This window comes from Aerococcus urinae, assembly GCF_001543175.1.
In the GTDB taxonomy this organism is placed as follows: domain Bacteria; phylum Bacillota; class Bacilli; order Lactobacillales; family Aerococcaceae; genus Aerococcus; species Aerococcus urinae.
The window spans coordinates 230,667-251,586 of the sequence record NZ_CP014161.1 but is presented as its reverse complement, the minus strand read 5'-3'; the positions used below and the strand labels follow the sequence as shown (position 1 = coordinate 251,586).

General features: G+C 42.4%; 17 protein-coding genes. 2 read left to right on the top strand and 15 right to left on the bottom strand.

From position 1 onward, the window contains the following. Positions 1-8 precede the first annotated feature (8 nt). On the bottom strand, positions 9-917 hold the full coding sequence (locus AWM73_RS01115) for a metal ABC transporter solute-binding protein, Zn/Mn family (RefSeq protein ID WP_060779039.1): 909 nt from the start codon (positions 915-917) through the stop codon (positions 9-11). Between the two features lie 252 nt (positions 918-1,169). On the opposite strand from AWM73_RS01115, the gene uidA reads away from it, so the two are divergent. Beyond that, complete coding sequence (gene uidA, locus AWM73_RS01110; RefSeq protein WP_060777690.1) at positions 1,170-3,005, top strand: beta-glucuronidase; 1,836 nt, start codon at positions 1,170-1,172, stop codon at positions 3,003-3,005. A gap of 246 nt (positions 3,006-3,251) precedes the next feature. Beyond that, positions 3,252-4,754, top strand: a complete 1,503-nt coding sequence (locus tag AWM73_RS01105) for a DUF1846 domain-containing protein (RefSeq protein ID WP_060777689.1) — start codon at positions 3,252-3,254, stop codon at positions 4,752-4,754. 35 nt (positions 4,755-4,789) lie between these two features. Here AWM73_RS01105 and AWM73_RS01100 read toward each other — a convergent pair whose 3' ends face one another. The 14 genes from AWM73_RS01100 to AWM73_RS01035 form a co-directional block, all read right to left on the bottom strand. After that, positions 4,790-5,464, bottom strand: a complete 675-nt coding sequence (locus tag AWM73_RS01100) for a potassium channel family protein (RefSeq protein WP_060777688.1) — start codon at positions 5,462-5,464, stop codon at positions 4,790-4,792. 40 nt (positions 5,465-5,504) lie between these two features. After that, positions 5,505-6,881, bottom strand: coding sequence for a TrkH family potassium uptake protein (locus tag AWM73_RS01095; protein ID WP_060777687.1), 1,377 nt, complete (start codon positions 6,879-6,881; stop codon positions 5,505-5,507). Between the two features lie 17 nt (positions 6,882-6,898). Then, entirely contained in the window at positions 6,899-7,204 is a 306-nt protein-coding gene (locus AWM73_RS01090) for a DUF4298 domain-containing protein (protein ID WP_060777686.1), read from the bottom strand. A gap of 201 nt (positions 7,205-7,405) precedes the next feature. Continuing rightward, the gene (gene pstB / locus AWM73_RS01085; RefSeq protein ID WP_216403018.1) at positions 7,406-8,173 is read right to left on the bottom strand and encodes a phosphate ABC transporter ATP-binding protein PstB; all 768 of its coding nucleotides are present in this window, start codon (positions 8,171-8,173) and stop codon (positions 7,406-7,408) included. A 37-nt stretch (positions 8,174-8,210) separates the two neighbouring features. Next, positions 8,211-9,032, bottom strand: a complete 822-nt coding sequence (gene pstA, locus AWM73_RS01080; RefSeq protein ID WP_060777685.1) for a phosphate ABC transporter permease PstA — start codon at positions 9,030-9,032, stop codon at positions 8,211-8,213. Beyond that, positions 9,032-9,904, bottom strand: coding sequence for a phosphate ABC transporter permease subunit PstC (gene pstC / locus AWM73_RS01075; protein ID WP_060777684.1), 873 nt, complete (start codon positions 9,902-9,904; stop codon positions 9,032-9,034). The genes pstA and pstC overlap by 1 nt, the downstream gene beginning before the upstream one ends. Positions 9,905-10,011: 107 nt before the next feature. After that, complete coding sequence (locus AWM73_RS01070) at positions 10,012-10,899, bottom strand: substrate-binding domain-containing protein (RefSeq protein WP_060777683.1); 888 nt, start codon at positions 10,897-10,899, stop codon at positions 10,012-10,014. A 313-nt stretch (positions 10,900-11,212) separates the two neighbouring features. Continuing rightward, the gene (gene pnpS, locus AWM73_RS01065; RefSeq protein WP_060777682.1) at positions 11,213-13,057 is read right to left on the bottom strand and encodes a two-component system histidine kinase PnpS; all 1,845 of its coding nucleotides are present in this window, start codon (positions 13,055-13,057) and stop codon (positions 11,213-11,215) included. Further along, positions 13,054-13,797, bottom strand: coding sequence for a response regulator transcription factor (locus AWM73_RS01060; RefSeq protein WP_060777681.1), 744 nt, complete (start codon positions 13,795-13,797; stop codon positions 13,054-13,056). Before AWM73_RS01060 ends, pnpS begins: the two co-directional genes overlap by 4 nt. Before the next feature lie 84 nt (positions 13,798-13,881). Further along, positions 13,882-14,992, bottom strand: a protein-coding gene (prfB, locus tag AWM73_RS01055) for a peptide chain release factor 2 (protein ID WP_111818067.1) whose coding sequence is annotated in 2 segments (ribosomal slippage) — positions 13,882-14,919 and positions 14,921-14,992 — 1,110 coding nt in all. Because the reading frame shifts where the segments join, the coding sequence is not laid out codon by codon here. A gap of 508 nt (positions 14,993-15,500) precedes the next feature. Then, positions 15,501-17,873: a preprotein translocase subunit SecA gene (gene secA / locus AWM73_RS01050; RefSeq protein WP_060777679.1), complete on the bottom strand. Its 2,373-nt coding sequence runs from the start codon at positions 17,871-17,873 to the stop codon at positions 15,501-15,503. A 273-nt stretch (positions 17,874-18,146) separates the two neighbouring features. Beyond that, positions 18,147-18,716 carry a ribosome hibernation-promoting factor, HPF/YfiA family gene (hpf, locus tag AWM73_RS01045; protein WP_013668810.1) on the bottom strand — a complete coding sequence of 190 codons (570 nt, stop codon included), beginning with the start codon at positions 18,714-18,716 and terminating at the stop codon, positions 18,147-18,149. Between the two features lie 118 nt (positions 18,717-18,834). Next, positions 18,835-19,512: a ComF family protein gene (locus AWM73_RS01040; RefSeq protein WP_060777678.1), complete on the bottom strand. Its 678-nt coding sequence runs from the start codon at positions 19,510-19,512 to the stop codon at positions 18,835-18,837. Continuing rightward, positions 19,505-20,851, bottom strand: a complete 1,347-nt coding sequence (locus AWM73_RS01035; RefSeq protein ID WP_060777677.1) for a DEAD/DEAH box helicase — start codon at positions 20,849-20,851, stop codon at positions 19,505-19,507. Before AWM73_RS01035 ends, AWM73_RS01040 begins: the two co-directional genes overlap by 8 nt. Positions 20,852-20,920: the final 69 nt, after the last annotated feature.

Sequence of the window (20,920 nt, the reverse complement as noted above, 5' to 3'; positions counted from 1 at the left end):
CTCACTTTCTACTTTTTATCTTCTTGTAAATGCTTTAAGAGGGTTTGTAAATTCATCTCGATATTACCTAAGAGCCCTTTGTCATTTTTGGGGTCAGCTTCCAAGGGACTTAAGGTATCCAATTGAGCCCCCGTTGCTTGGGAAATGACCTCAGCAATTTTGGTAGACACTTGAGGCTCAACGAAAATGGTCTTGACCTGGTAAGTTTTTACAAAGTCTTGAATTTCAGCCATTTGCTGGGCACTTGGCTCTTGGTCCGGTGAAATCCCCGATATGCCTAATTGCTGTAAGCCAAAGCGATTAGCTAAATAAGAAAAAGCCGTGTGCTGGGTGACAAAAGTTTTTTGCTTGAGCTCTTTAAATTGATCTTGGTATTTATCCACTAGCTCTTGGGCCTGAGCTTGATAGTCATCAGCGTTCTTTTGATAGATTGCTGCATGGTCAGGATCAATTGCACTTAATTGCTTAGCAATACTTTGCACCTCTTGACCGACAAGTACCGGATCAAGCCAGGAGTGGGGATCATAGAGCGTTTTTTCATCGACTTCTTGTCCAGGGTCGAGGTCTTCTAAGCCAGGAACCTTGTCTAGTGTTAAGTCTTCTGATCCTTCGATAACTTTGACTGGAGAATCTTTCAGGTTTTCCTTAAGGTTCTTGGCCCAGCCTTCCAAGGTCCGCGAGTGATAAACGAAGACATCTGCCTTTTCAATGGCAGCAATATCATTGGCTGAGGGTTCAAAGGAATGAATACCGGCTCCACTTTGAATCATTTGCACCGTATTCAAGTCTCCCGAAACCGCCCGGGTCATTTCATAAATTGGGTAAAAACTAGTGACAATATTTAGCCCCTTGACTTCTTTATCCCCAGTATTCTTCGTACAAGCACCAGTAAACACTAATAAAGCGAGTAAAAACATGCTGAAGATTAGGCTTTTAACCGATTTTTTCACTTGATTTCCTCCTCTTAATTTTTAAATCGTAACTCTTACGATTTATATTATCGATTCTTCCGATCGAAGTCAATAGTAAATCGTAAATATTACGATTTATTTTTTGCTGACACTTTTATTTCTGTTTCAGCAAAAGTCCTGTTAAAGTAATTACAAGAAGATTTTCCCAATCATGACCTACAGGCCGGCTAAGAGAAAATCTATAGAAAGGAAATGAAGATGTTATATCCACAAACCAACTCATGTCGTAGTGTCTTATCGCTCGATGGCAACTGGCGCTTCCGTATTAAAGAAGACCGAGAAAGTTATGACCCTAAGGACCCCTTAGACCATTGGCTAAGTGTTGCGGTCCCTGCCTCCTTCAATGACCAAGTGGCTGACCCAGCCATTCGCAACCATGTCGGCTACTTTTACTACCAAAGAGACTTCACCCTCCCCAAGACTTTGGCTGACCAGGATATTTTTCTCCGCTTCGGCTCGGCAACCCACCAAGCTTGGGTCTATGTCAATGGTCAAGAAGTGGCCCACCACCGAGGCGGCTTTACTCCCTTTGAGTGCAAGATTACGGACGCGGTTTCTTTTACTAAACCTAACCGTCTAACTGTCCTGCTTTCCAATATTCTTGACCACACCACCCTACCCGTAGGCCACTACCGTGAAGAGAAAGACGACCAAGGAAAGATCCATCGAGACCTGGATGAAAACTTTGATTTCTTCAATTACGCTGGGCTTAACCGTTCCATTGTCATCTATACCAGCTCAAAAGCTGCCTGCTTAAGTGACCTCACCATCCTACCTGAATTAAATGATTCCTTAGACCAAGCTAAAGTTAGCTTCGATGTCACCATCGATTCACAAGCCAAGGAAGACCTGTCTTATCAGGTGAAAATTTATGACCAAGCTGAAAAGCTAGTTGCAGTAGGAGCGGCTAATGAGAGCAAATTTTATCTGGACCAACCCCATCTCTGGCAACCACTCAATGCTTACCTCTATACCGCCCAAGTCGACCTCTACCGAGAGGGAGAACTGCTAGATACATACTCGCAAGAATTTGGTATTCGCAAGGTGGAAGTCAAAGATGGCCAATTTCTAATTAACCAAGAACCCTTTTATTTCAAAGGCTGTGGTAAACATGAAGATAGCTATGCCCATGGTCGTGGTTATGATCCTGTTTATAATGTCTTAGATATCAACCTCTTAAAAAGTATGGGGGCCAACTCCATCCGCACCTCCCACTACCCTTACTCTGAGGAAATGATGAGGCTCTGTGACCGGGAAGGGATTGTTGTTATCGATGAAACTACTGGAGTGGGGATTATGTCCTCCTTTGGTTTTAATATGTCTAACTTTGACCCCAAAACCTACCGCGATGATACTTTCCAAGAACTCGATACCCAAGCCGCCCATGAACAAGTGATCCGCGAATTGATTCAAAGAGATAAAAACCATGCTTGTGTAGTGATGTGGTCCTTGGCTAATGAAGCAGCTACCTTCAACCCTGAAGCTCACGATTATTTTGCGCCACTCTTTGATTTAGCTCGGTCGCTCGACCCCCAAAAACGTCCCCTAACTATGATCAATATTCTCTTATCCACACCAGAGACTGACCAATGTTCTGACCTGGTTGATGTTATTTGTCTTAATCGCTATTACGGCTGGTATACCCAAACCGCTAATTTTGACTTAGCTGAAGACTTGAGCCTAAAAGAATTACAAGACTGGCAAGCCCTCTATCCAGATAAACCTATCATGTACACGGAATACGGGGTCGATACGGTTGCTGGCCTCCATGCCATCGAGCGGCAACCCTTTACAGAGGAATTCCAATGGGACTACTATGTCATGATGTCTCGAGTCTTTGACCAAGTGGATAACTTTGTCGGCGAGCAGCTTTGGAATTTTGCTGACTTCCAAACCAAAGTTGGCGTTCAACGGGTTCAAGGCAACAAAAAAGGTATCTTTAACCGGGCCCGGGAACCGAAAATGGTGGTTCGTTTCCTTAAGGACCGCTGGCAAAAGATACCAAACTTAAATTATAAAATAAAAACAAACTAGGCCTGATTTATAAAATCATTTAAAGCAAAGCTGATTCTTCTATGCCAAAAGCTTGAAATAAGGGGAATCAGTCTTTGCTTTTTATCGTTTTTGACTAATATTTTACGAGAATTATTTTTTTCTACTGTGCAAGCGAGCTTTTTCGTGTATCATATTGTAGGTGTTCATTTGTTGGACTAACACATGAACCGAGACAAGTAACGATCACTTGATCGTTAATAAAAAAGAGAAAGTGAGTGTAAGAGTATGGGTAAAATTGGTTTTGACACTAAAAAGTATCTTGAAGAACAGTCAAAGTATATCTTTAAGCGAGTTGAAGGCAAAGATAAGCTCTACCTGGAATTTGGGGGAAAATTAATCGGCGATAAGCACGCCAAACGGGTCCTTCCAGGTTTCGATGAAGATGCCAAATTAAAACTCTTGGAAAGAATGAAGGACCAAGCCGAAATTATTATCTGTGTCTATGCTGGAGACATTGAAAGTAACAAAATGCGGGGCGACTATGGCATCACTTATGACCTTGAAGTCTTACGTTTAATCGATGAATACCACGCCTTAGATATTTCTGTTAACAGTGTCCTCATCACCCGCTACCATGGTGAGACAAATGCCACGAACTTTATGCATAATCTCGAACGACGGGGGATTAAGGTCTACACCCACCAAGAAATTAAAGGCTACCCGACTAACGTTGACCTTTTAGGGGAAAATGGTTTTGAAGTCAATCCTTATATTGAAACCACAAAACCAATTGTGGTTGTCTCTGGTCCAGGTGCCGGTTCTGGGAAACTAGCCACCTGCCTTAACCAACTCTACCATGAATGGAAACGTGGGGTCCGGGCATCTTACGCCAAATTTGAAACCTTCCCAGTCTGGAACCTCCCCCTCAACCATCCTGTTAATATTGCCTATGAAGCAGCGACGGTGGACTTAAAAGATGTCAATATGATTGATAATTATCACTACGACGCCTATGGAGAAGTCGCTGTTAATTACAACCGTGACTTAAAGATGTTCCCAGTCATCCGCCGCATCTTACAAAGCATTACCCATGAAACCGTCTACCAATCCCCTACCGATATGGGTGTGAACTGCGTCAAGGCTGGCATTATTGATGATGAAGTGGTCCGTCAAGCAGCTAATGAAGAAATCATCCGACGTTCCTTCCAAACAGAAAACGATTATAAGAGTGGTCTAGTCGATGAAGAAGCCTTGTCACGGATGCAATTAATTATGGAAGACTCCAATCTCAAACAAGAAGACCGCATTCCTGTCAAAGAAGCACGCCAATATGCTAAAGAAGTCCAAGACCGCTTCAATTCCGAAGAAGACCAACCCGTCATGGCCTTGGCCTTAGATGATGGTCAAATTGTTACTGGGCGTAGCAGTGACCTGATGGATGCCTCAGGTGCAGTCATCCTAAACAGCTTAAAAGTACTAGCTGGCATCGCTGACCCGATTAACCTTCTGTCACCACTCATTTTACAAACCATTCAAGAACTCAAAACTGGCCCTTTAAGTGACCGGACACCGATACTAACTGCCAATGAATTACTCATTGCTCTAGCTATTTCAGCGTCAACCAACCCTACCGCCCAAATGGCTTATGACCAATTAAAAGCCCTGGACGGCACCCAAGCTCACTCAACCTACATACTCACTAAAGACAATGAAAAAACCTTAAAGAGTTTAGGTATCGATGTTACTAATGACCCTGTCTTTCCTAATGAAAATCTCTATTATCAATAAAAACAAAAAACAGGCCGCGGCCTGTTTTTTGCTTATTATAAACGTTCTAAGTAATCAATTTGATCAAATTTTTCATTATTGGCCACAGCCACGATAATATCGTCTTTAGCAAAACGATAGTCCGGTTGAAATTGGGTGTTTAAGGTTTCCTTTAGATGTTTCCTGATCCCGATAATATTGAGATCGTATTTCTGTCTGACATCTAATTCATCCAAAGTCACATTGACCCATTTTTCCGGAGCCCGGAATTCAACAATAGCGGTCTCTTCATCCAGATTAATCAGGTCTTCAATGGATTGGCGGCTGATAACATCAGCAATATGGTAGCCTGATTCCTCTTCAGGAAGAATCACTCGCGAAACCCCTAACGCTAACAAGGCTTGGGCAAAACGTTGGTTCTTCGCCTTACAGATAATATGGTTGACTCCTAATTCTTGGCAGTTAATCACACCAAGAACGGCAGCCTCGAGGTTTTCCCCGGTTCCAATCACAATAATATCGCAATTTCCAAAACCAGCTTCTCGCATAAAGTCGAGGTCAGTAAAGTCTCCTACACTGCCTATGGTTAGACAATCTTCCAAGTCGTTGACATGTTTTTCCATGCGGTCACAAGCAATCACATCAATTCCCTTGGTCGCTAACCGCTTAACCAAGGCAGAACCAAAGAGGCCTAAACCCATAACACCAATAACACGATTTGCTTTACTCATAATGACTCCCTTATCCTATTATTTTTTATTTTTTTCTAATCTACCCAATAAGAATATTGGTCTTCGCATAGCGAATATCATAATTGTTCCGATTCCGTCTCAAACTTAAAGCCATAGTCATCGGACCGATACGGCCAACAAACATTAATAGCATTAAAACAATGTGGCTAGCTAGGGAAAGGTTAGGCGTCAAGCCAGCAGAGACCCCAACTGTCGCCAAGGCTGAAATAGCTTCAAATAACAAGTGTAAGTAGCGCTGGCCTGGATCAAAAGTTAGTAATAAGGCCGACCCAATGAAGAGAGCACTCACATACATTAAAGCTATGGTAAAAGATTGACGAACCGCAGCATCTGGAATCGTATGCCGGTCAAAGTTGACATGCTTAATTTGCCGCACCTCGCGCAAGGCTAACATGATGGTTAAGGCAAAGGTGGTTACCTTTAACCCACCGGCAGTCCCCCCGGCGCCTCCACCAATGAACATAGTTAGCACAAAGATCAACAAGGACACGGGACGGCAGGCCGTGTAATCCACGGTGGCGAAGCCGGCAGTACGCATGGTGATAGTTTGGAAAAAAGCAGTCATAATCTTATCTCCAACCGAAAGCGGGCCAATGGTACCAGGATTATTCCACTCCACTATTAAAAATAAAGAGGCCCCAGTCAGAATAACTAGACCTGTGACGATCAGAACTAACTTGGTGTGGGGACTTAAGTGTTTAAAATAAAAACTCAGTTTACGTCCATTTCTTTTCTTAGCATAATTTTTTATTTGATTCGTAATATCAAACCAAACACTGAACCCAATCCCCCCCAGGACGATAAGGGCCATAATGGTCCAATTTAATACCGGGACTGTCTTTAGGTCAATTAGGGAATTGTTTCCCATAATATCAAAACCCGCATTACAGAAAGCTGAGATGGCTGTAAAGAGACCATTCCAGAGCCCCTTAGCCCAGCCAAAGCGAGGTACAAAATAGGTCGACAGTAAGATAAATCCAGTCCCCTCAATAATCGCTGTATAGCGAATAATTCTGGTTAGAAAGTCGCCAATTTTGTAATTTTCACTGTGATTAAGGGCCGCGCCAGTGGCTATTTGATTTTTCAAGCCAATGTTTTGCCCAATGGTATGGTAGATAGACCCAATAATGGTCATCAAGCCCAAGCCACCCGTTTGGATCAAGGCTAACATCACCATTTGTCCGATGATATTATAGGAATCATAAATGGATTCGGTCCATAAACCAGTCACGCAAACGGCTGATACCGAAATAAACAAATGGTCTAAATAAGTTGCAGTAGAAGTCGCCGTATGGGCGATCGGTAGAGATAAGAGTAAGGACCCTACTAAAATCACACTCATAAAAGAAAAAGCAATCTTTTGAGAAACATTTAAGCGCTTAAAGAAATTTAACATGACTACCCTCTTTATTCTTAATAATTTTTAATAACTTGTGTGGCTATTTCTAACATACGGATAGCTAAATCATAGTTATCTGTAAGTAAATTATAGACTTGATCTTCAGAAAGCACACCACATTTTAAGTCACTAGGAAGAGCTCCCTGGTTAGAAGCCTCAAAATCACGATACCATTCTTCACTTCCATAATAGTCGCTAAGTTTTTTTACGGCAGCTTGGCCCTTAGCATATGCCTCTAGAGACTTAGAAAAATCAGTAAGTAAAGTGGCCAATTGATCGGCATGGTTTTCCATTACCTGGATTCTAGCTTCTGCTTCCATCAACATCCTCCTTAGCTCGCTAAGCCATTATTTCCGGCTAGCACATATATCACTCTCAATAACTATGAATTGTACGCCTAATACTTCTAATAAGCTAGCTTTTTCTCTAAGTAATAAGACAATTTTCTATTTCTAAAAAAAGAGGACCTGGCCTTAACCAAGTCCTGAAAGTTTCTTTTCAATTGTAAAAGGCAAGTTCCACTAACCAAAACGACCAGCCACATAGTCGGCAGTTTGTTCTTGTTGGGGATTGTTGAAGATTTGTTCTGTTGGGCCATATTCGATAATTCTAGAATGGCCACCACCTAATTCAGGATCAGCATAGAAGAAGGCAGTATAATCGGATACCCGAGCAGCTTGTTGCATGTTATGGGTCACGATAACAATGGTATATTCTTCTTTAAGATCGTTAATTAAGTCTTCAATCTTCAAAGTGGATATTGGGTCCAGGGCTGAAGTGGGTTCGTCCATGAGTAAGACTTCTGGTTTTACGGCTAAGGCACGCGCAATACATACCCGTTGTTGTTGCCCACCAGAAATAGCTAAACCACTCTTAGACAAGTCATCCTTGACTTCGTCCCAAATAGCTGCACCACGTAAGGATTCTTCCACAATTTGATCAAGTTCATTTTTATCACGGATACCGTGGGTACGAGGCCCGTAAGCCACATTATCATAAATACTCATTGGGAAAGGGTTAGGTTGTTGGAAAACCATTCCTACTTCCTTACGTAAAAGATTAAGGTTGATATTTTTATCGTAAATATTTTTACCTTCTAATTCAATGGTCCCGTCAATCCGGCAACCATCAACCAGGTCATTCATACGGTTTAAAGATTTAAGAAAGGTGGATTTCCCTGATCCAGAAGGTCCGATCAGAGCAGTCACTTGTTTTTCATAAATTTCAATATCAATATCTTCCAAAGCCTGAAAATTACCATACCAGAGGTCCATATTATGGGCACTCATCTTTAATTTCATCGGCGTTTTTGTTTGTTCAGCCATTTTATTGTTGTCCTCCTTGTGCTCCCAATTTATTGGATAGCCATGTTGATGTTCCGTTAATAATTAAAACTAAGATCAGCAATACCACACCCGTTGCCATCGCTTCATTACGGTGTAAGCCTTCAGTTGAAAGCACGTACATATGTAAGGCTAAGGTTCTCCCGGATGAAAAGAGTGATTTTGGTAAGCTAGTCGAAGTCCCTAAGGTATACATAAGAGCTGCCGTTTCACCTACGATACGACCGATAGCCAAGATAACCCCTGATAAGATCCCTGGCATAGCCACTGGCAAAACGATCCTAAAGATGGTCCGTAACTTACCTGCCCCTAAGCCATATGAGGCAAAGCGTAAGCTATCGTTAACTGACATTAAACCTTCTTCGGTATTACGGATAATTAAGGGTAAGACCATGATTGCCATGGTTAAAATCCCGGCTAAAACGGAATACTGGAATTGTGCTGCCAAAACAAAGGCAAGCATACCGAATAAACCATACACAATGGAAGGTACCCCTGTCAAGGTATCTGTAGCAATTCGAATGGCTTCCACCCATTTATTATTTTTACCAGCATATTCTACCAAGTAGAAACCAGCAAAGACTCCTAAAGGCACTGCAATGAGTAAGGACCCTAGAACAATGTAAATGGTGGTGATGATAGAAGGCATCATCGACACATTCTCAGTGGTATAATTCCAAGCAAATAGTTCTGGTGATAAATAAGGAACCCCTTTTACTAGAACATAGAGAATAATGAAAAATAACCAACCAAAAGTAAATAAGGTAAAGAGATAAGTCAAAGCACGTAGTAATTTATCTGCCATTAGTGGTTGCCTCCTTTACGGTTTACAATAGCTAGTACACCATTGATGATTAAGATAACCACAAATAAGACTGCACCCGTCGCAATCAGGGCATCACGATGAGTCCCAGAAGCATAAGCCATTTCTAACATAATGTTAGTGGTCATGGTTCTGACTCCTTTAAAGAGTCCTTTAGGGAAAATAGCTTGGTTACCAGCAACCATAATTACCGCCATGGTTTCTCCAACTGCACGACCAATACCTAAGATAACCGCTGCTAGCACCCCTGACCGGGCCGCTGGCAACATAATTCGATAAGCCGTTCGATCATGGGTCGCTCCCAGACCAACAGAGGCTTGATAGTAGGACTTAGGAACCGCTCTTAGGGATGATTCAGAAGTGGTAATAATGGTTGGTAAAATCATAATTCCTAAAACTAAACCCGCTGTAAAAACGCTCATCCCGGTACTTGAAATCCCTAGAGATTGGCAGAAACTACGAACAGCTGGAACCAGAACCACTAAACCAAAATACCCATAGACAATGGATGGAATCCCGGCCATCAAGTTAACAGCAGGTTTCAACCAGGTGTGGAGTTTCTTGGGACAATAAAAGGCCATAAAGACCGCAGTGAAAATTCCTGCAGGGACACCAATAGCAATCGCTAAGAGAGTCACATAAAAAGAACCAACAATCATTGGAGCAATTCCAAAGTCTCCCTGACGCGGGCGCCAGCTAGAACCAAATAAGAAGTTTCCTAGTCCATAATCCGACAAGAAAGGAATACTTCCCGCAAAAATGAAATAACAAATAGCTAATAATGCTAAAATTGAAACAGCCGCACAGATGAAAAAGATCCATTTCATGACGACTTCTAAAGTATTCTTCTGCATTTTTTTCTCCCTTTAAAATTCTTCTACTAAGCTATTATATTATAAAGGGCCAGCAATAAAAAGGGCTACCTCTAGTTAAAGGAGTAGCCTCTTTTTACTAATCGCTATTATTGATTTAGCTCTGACCAGTCAAGAATTTCTCCTGTATAAATTCCTCTAATTTGGTCTACAGATAAATCATCTGTTGGATTTTCCTTATTGACGATTACTGCAATACCATCTTTAGCAATTGCTTCAGCTGTTACACCAGTTTCGTCTTCTTTTAATTCACGAGAAGCCATACCGATATCAGCTGTACCTTCTTGAGCACCGGTAACCCCTGCACCAGAACCATTTTGGGTAATGTTAATTTGGACATTTGGATTCTTTTGTTCATAAGCTTCTTTTAGTTTTTCCATAACCGGACCAACAGAAGTTGAACCTGCGATATTAATGGTACCACTTGCAGAACCATCACCGCTATATGCTTCAGCATCAGACTTCACAGGAACATAACCATTTTCTAAGACAATGTCTTGCCCTTCTTTAGAGAAGATAAAGTCATGGAAGTCTTTAGCTGCGCCTTCTAATTCACCAGGGTAAACAATATTGAAAGGACGAGCAATCTTGTAGCTGTCATTGGCAACATTTTCTTCAGTTGCTTCGACACCGTCAATCTTTAAGGCTTTAACGGTATCATTCATTGAACCAAGGGAGATGTATCCAATGGAATATGTATCTCCAGCTACATAGGAAAGCACTTGGTCAGTACCGTTTTGAACTAAAGCAGACGCTACTGGTTCTTCAAAATCGATAATTTCTTGGAAAGCATCACGGGTACCGGAACCTTCTTCACGAGTGGTGACGTTAATAGTACCTGAGAAATCACCAGCTGATTCACTACCACCATCTGCAGTATTTGAGCCTTCAGAACCGCCGTTACCACAAGCAGCTAAAGTTGCTGTTACACCTAAAGCCATAACTAACTTACCTAGTGGTTTGAATTTCAATGCCATTAAACAATCTCTCCTTCTGATTGATAAAATATAGCCATCATGGATGACCGTTTTTTTCTTACTATATCCATTATAGCCCCCTAATGTAAAAATAATGTTAGGGTTTAGCCTTTTTTCCTTATTTTTGTAAAATTTATGTAAATTTTGTGTAAATTTTTCCTTTTTATAAATTATATTTTAAGTGGACAAAAAGACAAAAGCAGCCAATGACTTTCACTTAAAAGTCATTGACTGCTTTAGTTTGTTCTTTATTAACATATTATTTATCAGCATTTCTCTGCTTTTGAAAATCGGTCATTAAAAATCTTAGTTTCTATTCACTATCAGCAGACAGAGAGGCATCTGCTTCTGTTTCTAATAAATTTTTATCGTTTTTAGGTAAATAGACGGTAAACGTCGATCCCTCATTAAGTTCGCTGACCACGTCAATCTTGCCACTCATTGATGCGACTAAATTACGGACAATAGAGAGACCGAGACCAGTCCCACCAGAAGCGGTTGACCGGGTCTTGTCCACCCGATAGAAACGTTCAAAAATCCGGGGGATATCTTCGTCAGGAATTCCTAGTCCATTATCTCTTATAGCAATCACCACATATTTATCATCCTCAGTCACTGTAGAACTAATCCAAACTTGGCCCCCCTCAGCCTTGTTATATTTGATCGCATTGTTGATTAGATTAGTCAAAATCTGCTTCAAGCGCATTTCTTCAGTAGTAAAACGGATGCCTGCTTCAAGGTCATTATCATAGTGGACTTCCACTCGGTTTCCGCTGGCAGGAATTTCTAAAGAATGGACGACTTCAGCAATTACACGGTTCAATTGCACCGTTTCACTCCGATGCCCCAATTGGTCTTGTTCAATCTTAGCTAAATCTAAAATATCATTAATGAGATAACCGAGCCGGTTAGCTTCCCGGTTCATAATCTCGACAAATTCCCGAGCGGTATCCTCATCTTCTAAGGCCCCATCGAGTAAGGTTTCTGTAAAGCCCTTTAAGGCAGTGACAGGCGTCTTTAATTCGTGGGAAGCATTAGCAATAAAATCAGAGCGCACTTTTTCTAAACGGCGAATTTCAGTAATATCATAGGCTAATACCACTACCTGCTCACTGATTCCAGAGACATTGGCCTTCTTAGGAACATAGAGAATATTAACATCCAAAATCAATTCCTTAGGATAATAGAGGTAAACTTCATCGTTAACATTCTCTTTGGTGGAATAGCAGGTTTCTATCATTTGTAAGAGTCGATAACCTGTCAGCACCTCTTCATATTTATGATTAATGACGTTATCATCTAAATCAAAAATACTATAAGCTGCCTTATTAGCCACTTTAATCCGGTGTTTTTTATCAATCATTAAAACCCCCACCACCAGATAGTCCATCAGGAGTTGTAAACGTTCCTCCTGCATGGAAATTTGGATATCTTGCCGGGATAAATTGCTGGCTAAGTCATTGATATCGTCTCCCAATTCGTCAATTTCCGCCACTCCCAACTGGTTGTAACGAATCGAGTAGTCACTTTTAGACAGTCGACCAACCACATCCGAAATGGAATAAATGGGTTGGGCAATCTTTTTAAAGTAATAAGAAAGAATCGCTAAAAGAATTAAGACCATGACCACCGACCCACCTACAGACACGATCAATAAGCGGTTTTGCGCCTCGGTAATATCGTTAACATTCCGCAGGACTCGGATTGAACCGATGGGCTGGTGGTTCTTATTCTTGATCAAGCCTGTGTATTCATAGGTGGTCATATCTTCTTCATTTTCAAACTCGGTAAAGGATAAATTCTTATCTAAGGCCTGCTTACCTTCTTCGGTAAAGGAAATATTAGCTAAGAGTTTATTACCAAAGGAGAGTACCTCCTTATGGTTAGCGTCATAAATAGACACCCGCTCCATGGGGTTAAGTGTATTCATAATTTCCTGCTGGGCATCAAACCAGGCCGAACTATTATTCACGACATCTTCAGCAGTTAAATTCTTAGTGATTCGTTCGACAGAATGGACGGTGTCACGCATGGATTCCTGGGTTTCCTGCTGGACAGTGACTTGAACAACTTCGTTAGCATTATAGGCAAAAAGAAAACTATATAAAATAAACAACAGCGAAAACACTGTTGTTATGATTAAAGTTAAACGCTTCATGCTTTGGGCACCTCAAATTTATAGCCAAAGCCTCTAACTGTAATGATATATTCAGGATTTTTAGGGTCCTTTTCAATCTTTTCCCGTAAGTGACTAATATGCACGTCCACTAAGCGGGAACCTACCGAGTAATCAAAATCCCAAATCTTGGATAAGAGAATTTCCCGAGAAACAATCCGGTCTACCCGTTCAGCTAAATAAGTCAAGAGTTCAAATTCTTTCTTTGTCATATCTACCGCTTGGCCATGGGCAGTGACAGAAAAATCACTCTGATTAATGGTGATATCGCCTACCTGGATCACTGATTCTTCTTCCCCGGCTGGGTCTTGGTCAGCTTCCTTCTTGTCTTCTTGGTCACTAGCCTCTTTGCCGTAGTCACGTGACCGGCGTAAGATGGCCTTCATTCGCGCTACCACTTCTCGCGGACTAAAGGGTTTTGTCATATAGTCGTCCGCCCCCAATTCGAGGCCAATAATTTTTTCTAGTTCATCATCCTTAGCAGTTAACATCAAGATCGGTGTATTCACCTTATCCTGGCGCAATTGCTTACATACATCCATTCCATCCATGGAAGGAAGCATCAAATCTAATATAATAAAATCAAAGTTTTCCTCACCTGCAAGATCATAGGCTGCCTTACCATCAGCTGATGAAGTGACCTCATAGCCTTCTTTAGATAGGTTATATTCTAACAACTTCCGAATTGATTCTTCGTCATCCACGACTAGAACTTTCTTCATGAATAAGCCTCCCCCTTGTTATCAATCATCAGTTCTTATTGTAGCAAAAAAATATCTGAAAAAGAACTCTATAACATTTTCTTCTTAATCCTGATTGATAGTCTCTTTAAGATAGGCATCGATAAAGCCATCGATATCGCCATCCATCACCTTACTGGTATCGCCTTCTTCGTAATTCGTCCGATGGTCTTTGACCATTTGATAAGGGTGGAAAACATAGGAACGAATTTGAGATCCCCAAGCGATCTCAGACTTTTCGCCCCGAATTTCATCAAGTTCTTGGGCGTTCTTTTCTTCTAATAAGCGCGCAAGTTTGGCTTGCAGCGTTTTCATAGCGGTTTCCCGATTCTGTAATTGTGAGCGTTGACTTTGTGAGGAAACCACAATTCCAGTTGGAATATGGGTAATGCGAACGGCAGATGAGGTTTTATTAATATGCTGCCCCCCAGCACCAGAAGCACGAAAAACATCGATCCGTAAGTCATCGTCATTGATTTCTATTTCCGTATTCTGATCAATCTCAGGCATGACTTCTACAGAAGCAAAGGAGGTATGCCGGCGCTTGTTGGAGTCAAAGGGAGAAATACGGACTAAGCGGTGGATACCGTGCTCCGATTTTAATAAGCCATAGGCATTATTGCCTTTAATTTCAAAGGTAGCCGACTTAATCCCCGCTTCATCACCAGCCTGGTAGTCAAAGAGGGTAAAGGTGAAATCATGACTATCCGCCCAGCGTTGGTACATCCTAAGCAGCATGCTGGCCCAGTCTTGAGACTCGGTTCCTCCTGCCCCAGGATGAATATCTAAAATAGCTGCCGCCTTATCGTGAGGGCCATTGAGTAGCATATGGCGCTCATAATCCTCCATCTCTTCCTGGAAGGCGAGCACTTGATCTTCAAAATCCTGGTAAAGCTCTTGGTCAGCCTCTTCTTCTGAAAGTAAGTCATCATAAGCTTCTAGATCCTCATAGGTCGATAATAACTTATGGTAGGTCTCATAGACAGCCTTGACTTGATTATTTTCATTGATCACTGCCTGGGCCTGACTCGGGTCATCCCAGAAATCAGGAGCCAACATGCGGTCTTGGTATTCAGCCAGTTGGGCTTCTAACTCCTCTAAGTCAAAGAGACCTCCCGAAACTGGTTAATTGTTCTTTATTTTCGGCTAATAGATGACGTAATTCACTAATTTCCATCGAACTGCTCCTTTATAAAAATCCTTATTTTTAATTTGGTTAATAAGAAAACAAGGACTGCAAGCCCCAAGAGCCCAGTCCTTCTTTTCTAATCCTTAAATGTGTTCCAAGTGCATAGTGAGCTCCATTTCACTAAAGATCTTATCTTTTGACGCGCTTGTCGCACTCTAGTTGAGCTCGGACGCCAGACTTGAAGTTGCTTCAGAAAATTCCAACGCACAGATAGTTGAGTTCGGACTCCAGTCTTGAAGTCACTTCAAAAAATCCCAACGCACAGTTTCCTGTGCTTATGGTATTTTTCTCCAGTTGCTATAGCTGTTCGAAGCGAAGCGAGTTACAGATATAGTATGCGTAGCGATTCAAGACTTTGAAGGCGCCCTCACATCCTTTTAGTTGAGTTCGGAAGGGGTAGGGGATGTCCTTTCAGAAAAGTTGAACGATCAGCAAGCTGATCTTATCATCTTTTCCTCCAAGGAATCTCCCTCCCTGATCCTTCCTCACATCCTTCTTAAACTTGTTGTCTTTGGAGGTTTTGGCGGATTTCAGAGTTCATAAAGATCCGGCTGGCATCGTATTCAATGCCAGAAATCATATCATTGAAACGTTCATAACCTTCAGTTTGATATTCTACAAGCGGGTTATTTTGCGCATAGGCTCTTAGTCCTACCCCTTGACGTAATTGATCCATGGCATCAATATGGTCAGTCCAGCGGGTGTCAACCGCCCGCAGAATAACCACCTTTTCAAATTCCAAGATCAAATCAGGGTTAGCAATATTATCTAACTTTTCTTGGAAGCGTTGGCGGGCTTTATCGGTAATGAATTGCTTGAGCTCGTCTTGCGTCTTTCCTTGTAAATCACTGAGCTGAATCGCATCTGAGCGTAGAATTTCAGTAGACACTTGGTCATAGAGGGCTTCTAAGTTCCATTCTTTTTCGGCCCCAGCAGTATACTGTTCAACCATACGTTCAACGGTGCGTTCAATCATGGCCCACATAATTTTATCAAGGGATTCTTTTTCATCGATAATTTGTTGGCGTTGGCTATAGATGATTTCCCGTTGTTCACGCATGACTTCGTCGTATTCTAAGACACTCTTACGAGTATCGTAGTTATTTCCTTCTACCCGTTTTTGAGCAGATTCCACTTGGCGAGTCAGCATGGGATTTTCAATTGAGACATCGTCATCCTCTAATTGGAGGTTTTCCCAAATGGCTTTTACTCGGTCAGAACCGAAGCGACGCATCAAGTCGTCTTCTAAGGACAAATAAAAACGGGAGAAACCTGGGTCCCCTTGCCTGCCAGAACGGCCCCGCAATTGGTCGTCGATCCGGCGTGATTCGTGGCGTTCCGTTCCAATAACTGCCAAGCCGCCCAGCTCTTTAACGCCAGGTCCTAATTTAATGTCGGTCCCACGTCCAGCCATGTTGGTGGCAATGGTTACGGCGCCTTCTTGCCCTGCTTGCGCAATGATCTCAGCTTCGCGGGCATGATTTTTAGCGTTTAAGACATTGTGGGGAATATTTCGTTCACTGAGCATCCGTGACAGGAGTTCTGAAGTTTCCACCGCAACTGTCCCAACCAATACCGGTTGACCTTTTTTGTGGCGGCTTTCAATTTCATCAGCTACGGCACGAAATTTGGTCATCAAGTTAGGGTAAATTTTATCCAAGGCATCTTCACGTTGGACAGGACGGTTGGTAGGAATCTGGATAACATCCATGTCATAGATTTCGCGAAATTCTTGTTCTTCGGTTTTGGCTGTCCCAGTCATCCCCGCTAATTTGTCATACATACGGAAGTAATTTTGGAAGGTAATGGTGGCCATGGTTTTGGATTCATTTTGAATGGGCACATTTTCCTTGGCTTCAATCCCTTGGTGGAGACCATCCGAGTAGCGCCGTCCTTCCATAATCCGACCAGTAAAGCCGTCCACAATCTTCACTTCATCTTCTTGAACCACGTAGTCAATATCGCGGATCATGATGTAGTTAGCCCGTAAGGCGGTATCAATGTGGTGGATAAGAGGACCATTTTCCACATCGTAAAGATTGTCTAAGTGGAAAACCGCCTCAGCCTTGTCAACTCCTTGTTCAGTCAGGCTAATGGTTTTTGACTCAATATCAATAACATAGTCTTCTTCCTCTTTCAAGGACTTCACGAAATAATCGGCCCTTTGGTAAAGGGCTGTGGATTGCTCAGCTTGACCAGAAATGATCAAAGGCGTCCGGGCTTCATCGATCAAGATAGAGTCCACCTCATCGACAATGGCGTAATGCAGGGGACGTTGGACCATTTGTTCTTTATAAACCACCATATTATCACGTAAGTAGTCAAAACCTAATTCGTTGTTGGTGGAATAAGTCACATCACAGTGGTAGGCAGCCCGTTTTTCTTCGGCGGTTAGGTCATTGGTATTTAAACCCACTGTCAGGCCTAGGAAGCGATAGACTTCTCCCATATCCACCGAGTCACGGCGGGCTAGGTAGTCGTTGACTGTTACCACATGAACCCCTTTACCTTCTAAGGCATTGAGGTAAACTGGCATAGTCTCCGTCAAGGTCTTACCTTCCCCAGTCTTCATCTCAGCAATATTCCCATAATGAAGCGCTAAGCCCCCCACGATTTGAACATGGTAGGGGTATAAACCTAAAACCCGTTTAGCGGCTTCTCGAACAGTGGCAAAGGCTTCTACTAAGATATCTTCTAGGCTCTCCCCATAAGCGAGGCGTTCACGGAAAGAGGTGGTTTTTGCCCGTAGTTGTTCATCGGAATACTCACTGTATTTATCAGCAAGTGCTTCCACTTTTTTTGCTTGTTTATTGAAACGTTTTAATTCTCTTTTATCGTTATCAAACATTTTTCTTAAAATGTTGGCCATGGAATTCTCCTTAATCTACTCGTATTCCTTGCATAAATAAGGTATCTTTATTATTCTAGCATTTTTTTATAGCTATGAAAACAAGAAAAACTTCCCCATTGATTGTAACAGAAGCAGCTCGTCTCGGCTAAATGAAATCATTTTTTATATTCTAGCGGCCTCATTCTTTTCAGCTTCCGCCAGCTAGTCAGAAGAGATTTCCCTGGTAAACTTTAAGTCTTTCCATTCAAAAAAGCTGGATCAAAGTGACCCAGCTTCTGACTTAAAAATCTCTTATTCATTAACGATGTCTTTTTCGATTTCGATTAAACCGTACTTACCATTATGGCGTTTGTAGACTAAGGACACGCTTTCGCTTTCAGCATCTTCATAAATAAAGAATGAGTGTCCTAACATTTCCATTTGTAAGACCGCTTCTTCTGCGCTCATTGGTTTTACCGCAATACTCTTGGTACGGACAATTTCAATATTACTGTCATTGTCATCTTTACTGTCTTCTTGATTGTTTTCAGTAAACATCACGTCAGAAATGCCTTTTTCACGTGATTTACGGTTAATCCGAGTTTTATATTTCTTCACTTGGCGTTCGAGTTTATCAACCACTAAGTCAATGCTACCGTAAAGATCTTGTGAGGTTTCTTCAGCCCGTAAGGTTAAACGTGGTAGGGGAACGGTAACTTCTGCTTTAGCCTCTCCGTTTTGGTAGACTTTGGCATTCACATAGACGGTTGTATCCGGAGCGTCTTTAAAGTATTTCTCGATTTTTGAAATCTTATTCTCTGCATAATCACGGATAGCAGGAGTGATTTCAATATTTTCTCCGCGAACATTGTAAGTAAACATAATTACTCATCCTTCCTAAGCCAAACATGGTCTGGCAGAAGCCCTTAATAAGCTTCTTTCTTACTACTTATATTATATGTTAGATAGCGCTTTAATTCAAGTCATAAGGCAGTTTTCCCTAACGTCCCAGCGTAAGCGAAGTGATTTCTTCTACCCCAAAAGATTCTAAAAAACGGGCCACTTGGTGGATAGTCGCACCGGTCGTATAAACATCGTCAAATAGAAGAATTTTTTGAGGGAGTGGCCCTTCTGTCAAGCGTTCGATCTGGCGTTGGTTAGCTAAGCGCTCTTGACGGTTCAACTGGGCCTGTTTCTTTTTGGATCCAGCTAGGTGGATTAAGCGTTGGTAGGGAATACCCGCCTGGTCCAAAATAAGCTCACTTTGATGAAAACCACGTTTTTTAAACTTTGCACTTGAGCCAGGGATGGCTAACCAGGTGTATCCGGGATAATCGCCTCTAATCTTTTTGAGTTCTTGAGTAAATAAGCCGGCCACCCTGACATCGCCCTTACTTTTCAGAGTATGTAGCCAGTTTTTAAAAACTCCATTATAAGCGCAGAGCGAATAATTGCGAAAATACCAGCCATCCTCTTTTTGCCAGGTCAAACAGTCAAGGCAATAGTCTCCTTCTCCCCATTCCCGGCTACATTGCTGACAACGTGGCCCCTTTAAATAATGAAAATCCGCTTGGCAAGACGGACAAATAATACTAGGCTCCCAGCTTTTCCAAGTGAAGAGCTCTTTTAAAGTTAGCTTTTCTTTGAAATTTTCCTGACATAATAAGCACTCACTCATCAATCAAGCCCCGCTTCCTAGCTTCTTGATTTAGCCACTGAATCTGCTTGACTGCTTGCAAGCTGGCCTTGGTTTTCCCCTCATGAAGGAAATACACCTGCCCGCTGGCTTGGTCAGGTTTGCGTCCTACCCGTCCAGCAATCTGAACCAAAGAAGAAGTGTTAAAGACCCGGTCCTCACTCCCTAAAACAATGATGTGAATGCCGGGAAAGGTCACGCCCCGCTCTAAAATGGTGGTCGTCAGTAAAAACTGATAAGTTTTTTCACGCATGGCGGCCACCTTTTCAATCCGATCGGGATCTTTAGAGGAAACACTGGTAAAGCTTACTTGCTTAAAATACTTATGGAGAATTTTTTCGAGTTCTTCCATCAAGGCGATATGGGGAAGGAAGAGTAAAAAAGACTCGCCCTTCTTCAAAAAAGACTTGATGGTTGACCCTAATACGCCCGGCAAGCGCCCCTTAGCAATAGCTTGACGCCAATCGCCCACCCAGCGGTGCTTAGGAACCGGGAGAGGATGGCGGTGATAGCGGGCTGGCAGGATAGAAGCGGCAACCTTTTCCAGCTTGATAGCCCTTTGCTGGTCTGTTGAAGGGGTAGCGGTGAGTTCCACTCGCACGCCGATGTCTTTAACTGCTCGCCGACTAGCTGCCTCTAATAAGGGGTCACCATGGTAGGGAAAGGCATCGACTTCATCAACAATTAAAAGATCAAAGGCCTGGTAAAAGCGCAGTAACTGGTGGGTCGAAGCGATAGTCAAGGGGCTAAGCCGGTAGGGGTGGTCCACCTTGCCATGGAGGAGGAGAATATCAATATCCGGAAAGGCAGCTTGAAAGCGGGGGAATAACTCATTACAGACATCGACCCGAGGAGTGGCCAAGGCGATACGCTGACCCTGGCGGAGGACATAGTCCACTAGGGGAAAAATCATCTCTGTTTTTCCTGCCCCAGTGACCGCCCAAACCAGATGGTCCCGCCCCGCTTGATAGGAAGTCAATAATTGTTTAGCACACTGCTCTTGTTGGGGTGATAGGGTTCCAGGCCATTCTAGGTAAGTTTGCTCCCGGCATAAGTCTTTAAAGTAAAAGTGAGGGTCTAGGTCATAGTAAAGCCGGTCACAGGTCCTTAACTTGGCAAAGGCCAGGCAATTTAAACAATAAAAACACGGGCCGTCACAAATGCAAGGATTAGGCTGAAAAGCCAACTGGTTAAAACAACGTTGGCAGACTAATTGCTTGCCCTCAGCTTTAATGGCTGGAAGACTAGGGGTTTTGCTTAAATCAAAATCTTCGGGTAGCTCACTCGCCGCCAGCAGCCGTCCCAAAAGGAAGTCTTGCACGCTTATTCATCCTCTCTTCTTTAGGTGACTAAACTATTTATCCGTAATTAATGGCCAAGTTCACCCTCT

What these genes read in the sequence shown, in the direction of transcription:
- AWM73_RS01095 (WP_060777687.1), bottom strand. Translation starts at nt 6,881, where the DNA reads ATGTTAAATTTCTTTAAGCGCTTAAATGTTTCTCAAAAGATTGCTTTT.
- pstB (WP_216403018.1), bottom strand. Translation starts at nt 8,173, where the DNA reads ATGAGTGCCCATAATATGGACCTCTGGTATGGTAATTTTCAGGCTTTG.
- pnpS (WP_060777682.1), bottom strand. Translation starts at nt 13,057, where the DNA reads ATGAAGCGTTTAACTTTAATCATAACAACAGTGTTTTCGCTGTTGTTT.
- pstC (WP_060777684.1), bottom strand. Translation starts at nt 9,904, where the DNA reads ATGCAGAAGAATACTTTAGAAGTCGTCATGAAATGGATCTTTTTCATC.
- AWM73_RS01100 (WP_060777688.1), bottom strand. Translation starts at nt 5,464, where the DNA reads ATGAGTAAAGCAAATCGTGTTATTGGTGTTATGGGTTTAGGCCTCTTT.
- AWM73_RS01060 (WP_060777681.1), bottom strand. Translation starts at nt 13,797, where the DNA reads ATGAAGAAAGTTCTAGTCGTGGATGACGAAGAATCAATTCGGAAGTTG.
- AWM73_RS01090 (WP_060777686.1), bottom strand. Translation starts at nt 7,204, where the DNA reads ATGGAAGCAGAAGCTAGAATCCAGGTAATGGAAAACCATGCCGATCAA.
- AWM73_RS01040 (WP_060777678.1), bottom strand. Translation starts at nt 19,512, where the DNA reads ATGAGTGAGTGCTTATTATGTCAGGAAAATTTCAAAGAAAAGCTAACT.
- AWM73_RS01115 (WP_060779039.1), bottom strand. Translation starts at nt 917, where the DNA reads ATGTTTTTACTCGCTTTATTAGTGTTTACTGGTGCTTGTACGAAGAAT.
- secA (WP_060777679.1), bottom strand. Translation starts at nt 17,873, where the DNA reads ATGGCCAACATTTTAAGAAAAATGTTTGATAACGATAAAAGAGAATTA.
- hpf (WP_013668810.1), bottom strand. Translation starts at nt 18,716, where the DNA reads ATGTTTACTTACAATGTTCGCGGAGAAAATATTGAAATCACTCCTGCT.
- AWM73_RS01105 (WP_060777689.1), top strand. Translation starts at nt 3,252, where the DNA reads ATGGGTAAAATTGGTTTTGACACTAAAAAGTATCTTGAAGAACAGTCA.
- AWM73_RS01070 (WP_060777683.1), bottom strand. Translation starts at nt 10,899, where the DNA reads ATGGCATTGAAATTCAAACCACTAGGTAAGTTAGTTATGGCTTTAGGT.
- pstA (WP_060777685.1), bottom strand. Translation starts at nt 9,032, where the DNA reads ATGGCAGATAAATTACTACGTGCTTTGACTTATCTCTTTACCTTATTT.
- uidA (WP_060777690.1), top strand. Translation starts at nt 1,170, where the DNA reads ATGTTATATCCACAAACCAACTCATGTCGTAGTGTCTTATCGCTCGAT.